The organism is Streptomyces sp. WG5, assembly GCF_049974565.1.
GTDB lineage: Bacteria > Actinomycetota > Actinomycetes > Streptomycetales > Streptomycetaceae > Streptomyces.
The window spans coordinates 393,493-399,683 of sequence record NZ_JBNGGC010000002.1; the positions used below are offsets into that span (position 1 = coordinate 393,493).

Below are 6,191 nucleotides of genomic sequence, written 5' to 3' on the forward strand. Positions count from 1 at the left end.
TGCGCATGACGCGTATCGCCGGCAGAACCAAGCCGCACCCGCACGACGACGCCCCCGACACGGCCGCGGCGTTCGACCGGCTCGTCGGGCTGCCCGAGGGGCCGGAGCGCAAGGCGCTGCGGGACGAACTGATCCAGGTCTGGCTGCCCATGGCCGAGCGGATCGCGGTCCGCTTCCGGGGCCGCGGCGAGAACCTGGAGGACCTGTACCAGGTCGCGGCCCTCGGACTGGTCAAGGCCGTCGACCACTACGACCCGCGACGCGGCCACGCCTTCGAGGCGTACGCCGTACCCACCGTGACCGGCGAGATCAAACGGCACTTCCGCGACCACATGTGGACGCTGCACGTGCCGCGCCGGATCCAGGACCTGCGCAACCGGGTACGCAGGTCCGCGAAGGAACTGGCGCAGACGACGCCGGGCCGCGCCCCCACGATCGAGGAGATCGCCGAGCACGCGCAGCTGACCACGGCCGAGGTCCGCACCGGCATGGAGGCCCTGGAGTGCTTCTCCGCCCTCTCGCTGGAGGCGGAGATGCCCGGCACCGACGGGTACGCCCTCGGGGACGCGCTCGGCGGCCCGGACCCGGCCTTCGACGCGGTCGTGGACCGGGTGGCCGTCCGGCCCTGCCTGGAGGCGCTGCCCGAGCGCGAGCGCACCATCCTCTACCTGCGTTTCTTCGGCGGGATGACGCAGAGCCGCATCGCGCAGCAGCTGGGCATCTCCCAGATGCACGTCTCCCGGCTGCTCAGCGGCTGCTTCGACCGGATCCGGGAGGAGATCCTCGCGGAGGTCCGGTGAAGCGGCGGCTGCGCTCCGGACTCAGCGCTCCGGCGGGGCGCCGGGGATCTGGGTGGGGCCGTGGCGGTCCAGGGAGTCCTCGAGGGCGGCCCGGATCTCCGACGGCATCACTCCGGTGCGCCCCCAGATGAGGATCATTTCTGCCACATTGCGCAGTTTTATGTTCGTATGCTGGGAAACTTCCTTCAGTACGGCCCAGCCTTGGTCCGGCGTCACCCTGCCGAGGGCGACGGTCATCCCGATCGCCTGGTCGACGACCGCGTGCGAGACGACCGCCTCCTTCAGCTGCCGGACCTGCTCCTGCAGCTGGAAGATCTGGTCCGAGCCGGTCCGGTCCGAGCCGGTCCGGTCCGAGCCGGTCCGGTCCGAGCCGGTCCGGTCCGAGCCGGTCCGGTCCGAGCCGGTCTGGTCCGAGCCCCAGTCCGTGGGCATGGTCACCTCCGGATCCGGCGGGTCACCGCCGCCTGTGCCGCGCGGTACCGCTCCGACGCCTCCATCGTCGCCACCTGTGCCTCCTTGCGCCACTGGGCCGTCCGGGGCGTGTCCGCCACCGTTTCGGCGCCGCGGCCGGGGTACTCGGCAGGCGCCCGCCGCACTCCCGGCCGGACACTGGTGTGGAGCCGGTGACTGCCGGTGGACGAGATCAGGACGCGACTGCCATGAACCACGACATGTCCCTTTCCGCCGGCGGGGAGAGCCTGCTGTCCCCGCACTCCGTCTACGGGGCCCCCTGCTGGGTGAGCCTGACCAGCCGCGATCTGAAGGCCACCGAGGAGTTCTACTCCGCCGTGCTGGGCTGGCAGTGGCGGCCCGCCAAACTGGGCGAGCCCTTCCGGATCGCCCTGGCCGACGGTTCGCCGGTCGCCGGGATCGCCGCGGTCGCCGGAATGTGGCAGATGGCCGTGGCGTGGATGCCGTACTTCGCCGTACGCAGCGCCGACGAGGCCGCGTCGCGCGTGCAGGAGCGCGGCGGCACGACCGCCGTCGGGCCGATCTCCCTCCCGCCCGGACGGGCGGCCCTGCTGGCCGACCGGGACGGTGCGACCTTCGGGGTCTGGGAGGGCGAACTCTTCTCGGACTGGGAGACCTGGCGCGCCTCGCGCCCCGCCTTCATCCGGCTGCACACCCGTGACGCCTTCGACGCCGCCATCTTCTACGGCGAGATCTTCGACTGGGCGTCGGGGCCCAGCGGCTGCTGCGAGGTCCAGTACGAGGGCGACGAGGTGGTCCTGCGCAACCAGGGGGACGTGGTGGCGCGCATCGAGTCGGGCGCCCTCGAAGCGGCGCCCGACCCGGCCGTCCGGCCGCACTGGCAGGTTCACTTCGCGGTCGAGGACGTCGCGGCCTGCGCCCGCACCGCCGAGCGGCACGGCGGCAGCGTGCTGTCGCTGAGCGGCGACGAAGCCGTGCTCCGGGACGCCGACGGCGCGCAGTTCACGGTGACCGCGCGCCGCCTCGGCAGCTGACCCCACGCCGGTGCTCACCCGCCGGCGCGGGACGGCCGGGAGAGCAGCAGCAGACTGCGCTGCTCGACGGTCACGGCGGTGCCCGCCTTGTGCTCCGCCTCGTCGGGAACGCCCTCCGGGTCGGCCGTGTCGATCAGGGTCGTCCAGCGCTCGCCGTAGGTGGCGTCGGGCAGCCGGAAGGACGCCGGCTCCCAGTGGCTGTTGAACAGCAGCAGGAAGGAGTCGTCCGTGACCGGCCGGCCGCACGGGTCGGGTTCGGCGATGGCGTCGCCGTTGAGGAAGACGCCGACGGCGTGTGCGCCGGAGCGCTGCCAGTCGTCGTCGGTCATCTCCCGCGCGTCGGGCAGCAGCCACACCAGGTCGGGCAGCGGCTGGTTCGCGTGGGTGAGGGTGTCGCCGCGGAAGTAGCGGCGCCGGCGCAGGACGGGGTGGCCGGCCCGCAGCGCGATGACGCGGCGGGTGAAGTCCAGCAGGGCGCGCTGCTCCCCGTTCAGCCGCCAGTCGACCCAGGAGATCTCGTTGTCCTGGCAGTAGGCGTTGTTGTTGCCGCGCTGGGTGCGGCCCAGTTCGTCGCCGTGGCAGAGCATCGGGATGCCCTGCGAGAACAGGAGCGTGGCGAGGAAGTTGCGCTGCTGGCGGCCGCGCAGCTCCCGGACGGCCGGGTCCTTCGTCTCGCCCTCGGCGCCGCAGTTCCAGGACCGGTTGTGACTCTCGCCGTCCCCGTTGCCCTCGCCGTTGGCCTCGTTGTGCTTGTCGTTGTAGGAGACGAGGTCGCGCAGGGTGAACCCGTCGTGCGCGGTCACGAAGTTGACGCTGGCGCGGGGGCGGCGCCGGCTGTGCTGGTACAGGTCGGAGGAGCCGGTCAGCCGGGAGGCGAACTCGCCGAGCGTGTGTTCCTCGCCGCGCCAGAAGTCCCGTACCGCGTCCCGGTACATGCCGTTCCACTCCGACCACAGCTGCGGGAAGTTGCCCACCTGGTAGCCGCCCTCGCCGACGTCCCAGGGCTCGGCGATCAGTTTGACGCGGCTGATCACCGGGTCCTGCTGGATGAGGTCGAAGAACGCCGACAGCCGGTCCACCTCGTGGAACTGCCGGGCCAGGGTGGCCGCGAGGTCGAAGCGGAAGCCGTCGACGTGCATCTCGGTGACCCAGTACCGCAGCGAGTCCATGATCAGCTGGAGTACGTAGGGGTGCCGCATCAGCAGGCTGTTGCCGGTGCCGGTGGTGTCGTAGTAGTGCTGCCAGTCGCCGTCCACCAGGCGGTAGTACGAGGCGTTGTCTATGCCGCGGAAGGAGAGGGTGGGGCCCTTCTCGTTGCCCTCGGCGGTGTGGTTGTAGACCACGTCGAGGATCACCTCGAGGCCGGCCGCGTGCAGGGTCTTGACCATCGACTTGAACTCGGTGACCTGCTGCCCGCGGGTGCCGAGGGCGGCGTAGCCGTTGTGGGGCGCGAAGAAGCCGATGGTGTTGTAGCCCCAGTAGTTGGACAGGCCGCGGTCCTGGAGCACCCCGTCGTGCACGAACTGGTGCACCGGCATCAGCTCCACGGCGGTCACTCCGAGGGACGTCAGGTGGTCCACGACCGCCGGGTGCGCCAGCCCGGCGTAGGTGCCGCGCAGTTCCTCGGGCACGTCGGGGTGGGTCCGGCTGAGTCCGCGGACGTGGGCCTCGTAGATCACGCTCTCCGAGTACGGGCGCCTGGGCGGGCGGTCGTCGCCCCAGTCGAAGAACGGGTCGGTGACCACGCCGAGCATGGTGTGCCCGGCGCTGTCGCCCGGGTCGGCCCTGCCCTTGGCCCGCTCGAAGAGGGACGCGTGGTTGTCGACCGTCCCGTCCACGGCTCGCGTGTACGGGTCCAGGAGCAGCTTCGCCGGGTTGCACCGGTGGCCCACGGCGGGGGCCCACGGACCGTGGACCCGGTAGCCGTAGCGCTGCCCCGGGCCGACGCCGGGCAGGTAGCAGTGCCAGACGAAGCCGTCCACCTCGGGCAGCGGGACGGTGCTGTGGGTGCCGTCGTCGTCGACGAGGACGAGGTCCACTCGTTCGGCGACCTCGCTGAACAGCGCGAAGTTGGTGCCCTGCCCGTCGTAGACGGCCCCCAGGGGGCAGGGGTGCCCGCTCCACACGGGCGACCCCTTCCAGTTCGGCCTGGCGCGGGTCACCGGGCCTCCTCCAGAACGCCGTTGCCGGTACTCACCGGACCGGCCAGCCGGGCGACCGGCATGATCTCTCGCGGCACTTCCAGCCCCTCCTGGGTGATCGGCTCCGGCGCCGTCGCGACCAGCGGAACGCGTTCGCCCGCCCGGGCGCGCTGCGAGAACCAGATGACCTTGGCCCCCGTGTCGGTGGCGCAGCAGCCCCAGCCGTCGCTGGTGGCCGCGAGGTGCTGCAGGCAGCTGCGCAGGTCCTGGTCGGGGCGGAGCGCGTGGTCGTTGCCCCCCACGGCCGTGATGAGGTGCTGGTGGTTCCACCACATCTCGATCGACGTGTTCTTGTCGCTCGCGTGCTCGTCGATGGCCCGAAGCAGCATCTCGGCCCCCGAGCAGACGGGTTCGACGAGGTTCTCCAGGTTCCAGAACCGGAGGTGAGCGGCCAGGATGCGCCTGACCTGTCCGACCCGTTCCGGGCTCACTTCCACGTCGAGGTGGTAGTAGCAGGGCACTGCGGTCTTCATCGTCGTGGCTCCTCACCGCGAAGGCTCTCGCTCCTCCTCGCCCCTTGGGGGACGAGCTCCCCGAACACGAAGCGTGAGCACCGATCGCTTCTGAGTCACTCCAGAGTGGGAGCAGTAGTCCATTCGTGCAACACGAGCGGCGGACGCACCGGAACCGGCCGGAGCCGACCGGAACCCGTCGGGGTTCCGGCGCGGAGAGCAATTGAAGATCCAACAAGACGACGCGTCACCAGCCATGCACCATGTGTGAAGAACTCGATCGTCCGTACCCCCGGACCGTCCGGAAGGTGACCGGCCATGCTGCTTCCCGCGAAGAGCGAAGTCGCCCGGCAGCTGCGGCGTTACCGCGCCTGGGAACGCTCGATGCTCGCGTCCCCGGCGGACGTGGGCGTCCGGTCCACCTTCGAGGACTCCGGCTACACCCTGTGCGTGCTGATGGGGAAGCGGTGCGCCCGCGAGGCAGCGGATGCCGCTGAACGGTATCTGCGGACGAACCTGGTCACCCATGCGCAGGAACAGGAGGACCGGCTCTCCCCGTCGGGGCGGAAGACCCCCTCCGGCGCGGCTTGACCCGAACGGCCGGGCGGTGCCCGGCCCCGAGCACGGCGGAGGTGAGAACGGATGAGTACGACCGTGGGGATCGGACGTATCCCGGTGCGGGACGTCCACCCGGTGGTGGAGCACGGCAGGCGCCCGGCGAAGGCAGTGGTGGGAGAGACGTTCGAGGTCACCGCCTCCGTGTTCCGTGAGGGGCACGACGCGGTGGCCGCCAACGTCGTGCTGAAGGACCCCGAGGGCCGGCCGGGCCCGTGGACGCCCATGCGGGAGCTGAGCCCGGGCAGCGACCGCTGGGGCGCCGAGGTCACCCCGGACTCCCCGGGCAACTGGACCTACCGGGTGGAGGCGTGGAGCGACCCCGTCACCACCTGGCAGCGCCACGCGCGGATCAAGGTGCCGGCCGGCATCGACACCGGCCTGGTGCTGGAGGAGGGCGCCGAGCTGTACCGGCGGGCCGCAGCGGGGGTGCCGAAGGACGCCGGGCGCGATGCGGTGCTGGCCGCGGTGACGGCCCTGCTCGACGACACGCTGCCGGTGGCCACCCGGCTGGCGGCGGCGCTGACGCCCCGGGTGGACGCGGTGCTGGCCCGGCACCCGCTGCGGGACCTGGTCACCACCTCCGACCCGCTGCCCCTGCTGGTGGAACGCGAACGCGCCCTCTACGGCGCCTGGTACGAGTTCTTCCCCCGCTCC

The 6,191-nt window shown here is 71.6% G+C and carries 8 protein-coding genes; 4 read left to right on the forward strand and 4 right to left on the reverse strand.

What is annotated here, in order from left to right; translation table 11 throughout:
* The first annotated feature begins 5 nt into the window (after positions 1 to 5).
* Positions 6 to 800, forward strand: coding sequence for a SigB/SigF/SigG family RNA polymerase sigma factor (locus ACP4IX_RS03740; RefSeq protein WP_426554747.1), 795 nt, complete (start codon positions 6 to 8; stop codon positions 798 to 800).
* A gap of 21 nt (positions 801 to 821) precedes the next feature.
* On the opposite strand, the gene ACP4IX_RS03745 is transcribed toward ACP4IX_RS03740, so the two are convergent.
* Both ACP4IX_RS03745 and ACP4IX_RS03750 read right to left on the reverse strand, forming a co-directional pair.
* Entirely contained in the window at positions 822 to 1,115 is a 294-nt protein-coding gene (locus tag ACP4IX_RS03745; RefSeq protein WP_426554764.1) for an ANTAR domain-containing protein, read from the reverse strand.
* 119 nt (positions 1,116 to 1,234) lie between these two features.
* Complete coding sequence (locus tag ACP4IX_RS03750; protein WP_426519899.1) at positions 1,235 to 1,468, reverse strand: hypothetical protein; 234 nt, start codon at positions 1,466 to 1,468, stop codon at positions 1,235 to 1,237.
* Between ACP4IX_RS03750 and ACP4IX_RS03755 the strand changes: the two genes are divergently transcribed.
* Complete coding sequence (locus ACP4IX_RS03755; RefSeq protein ID WP_426519897.1) at positions 1,460 to 2,266, forward strand: VOC family protein; 807 nt, start codon at positions 1,460 to 1,462, stop codon at positions 2,264 to 2,266. The two genes, ACP4IX_RS03750 and ACP4IX_RS03755, sit on opposite strands and share 9 nt — an antisense overlap.
* A gap of 14 nt (positions 2,267 to 2,280) precedes the next feature.
* Here ACP4IX_RS03755 and glgX read toward each other — a convergent pair whose 3' ends face one another.
* Together glgX and ACP4IX_RS03765 are read right to left on the reverse strand one after the other, a co-directional pair.
* Positions 2,281 to 4,428, reverse strand: coding sequence for a glycogen debranching protein GlgX (glgX, locus tag ACP4IX_RS03760; RefSeq protein WP_426554748.1), 2,148 nt, complete (start codon positions 4,426 to 4,428; stop codon positions 2,281 to 2,283).
* Entirely contained in the window at positions 4,425 to 4,940 is a 516-nt protein-coding gene (locus ACP4IX_RS03765; protein WP_426519893.1) for a pep a2, read from the reverse strand. The genes glgX and ACP4IX_RS03765 overlap by 4 nt, the downstream gene beginning before the upstream one ends.
* Positions 4,941 to 5,237: 297 nt before the next feature.
* Between ACP4IX_RS03765 and ACP4IX_RS03770 the strand changes: the two genes are divergently transcribed.
* Together ACP4IX_RS03770 and ACP4IX_RS03775 are read left to right on the forward strand one after the other, a co-directional pair.
* Positions 5,238 to 5,510 (forward strand): DUF5133 domain-containing protein, encoded by a 273-nt coding sequence (locus ACP4IX_RS03770; protein ID WP_398132608.1) that lies wholly within the window; start codon positions 5,238 to 5,240, stop codon positions 5,508 to 5,510.
* A gap of 51 nt (positions 5,511 to 5,561) precedes the next feature.
* Positions 5,562 to 6,191, forward strand: a 630-nt coding sequence (locus ACP4IX_RS03775) for a maltotransferase domain-containing protein (RefSeq protein ID WP_426554750.1), incomplete at its 3' end; no start/stop codon positions are given.

Bases quoted from the DNA above. Each gene is read 5' to 3' on its own strand.
- ACP4IX_RS03740 (WP_426554747.1), top strand. From the start codon at position 6: ATGACGCGTATCGCCGGCAGAACCAAGCCGCACCCGCACGACGACGCC.
- ACP4IX_RS03755 (WP_426519897.1), top strand. From the start codon at position 1,460: ATGAACCACGACATGTCCCTTTCCGCCGGCGGGGAGAGCCTGCTGTCC.
- ACP4IX_RS03765 (WP_426519893.1), bottom strand. From the start codon at position 4,940: ATGAAGACCGCAGTGCCCTGCTACTACCACCTCGACGTGGAAGTGAGC.
- ACP4IX_RS03770 (WP_398132608.1), top strand. From the start codon at position 5,238: ATGCTGCTTCCCGCGAAGAGCGAAGTCGCCCGGCAGCTGCGGCGTTAC.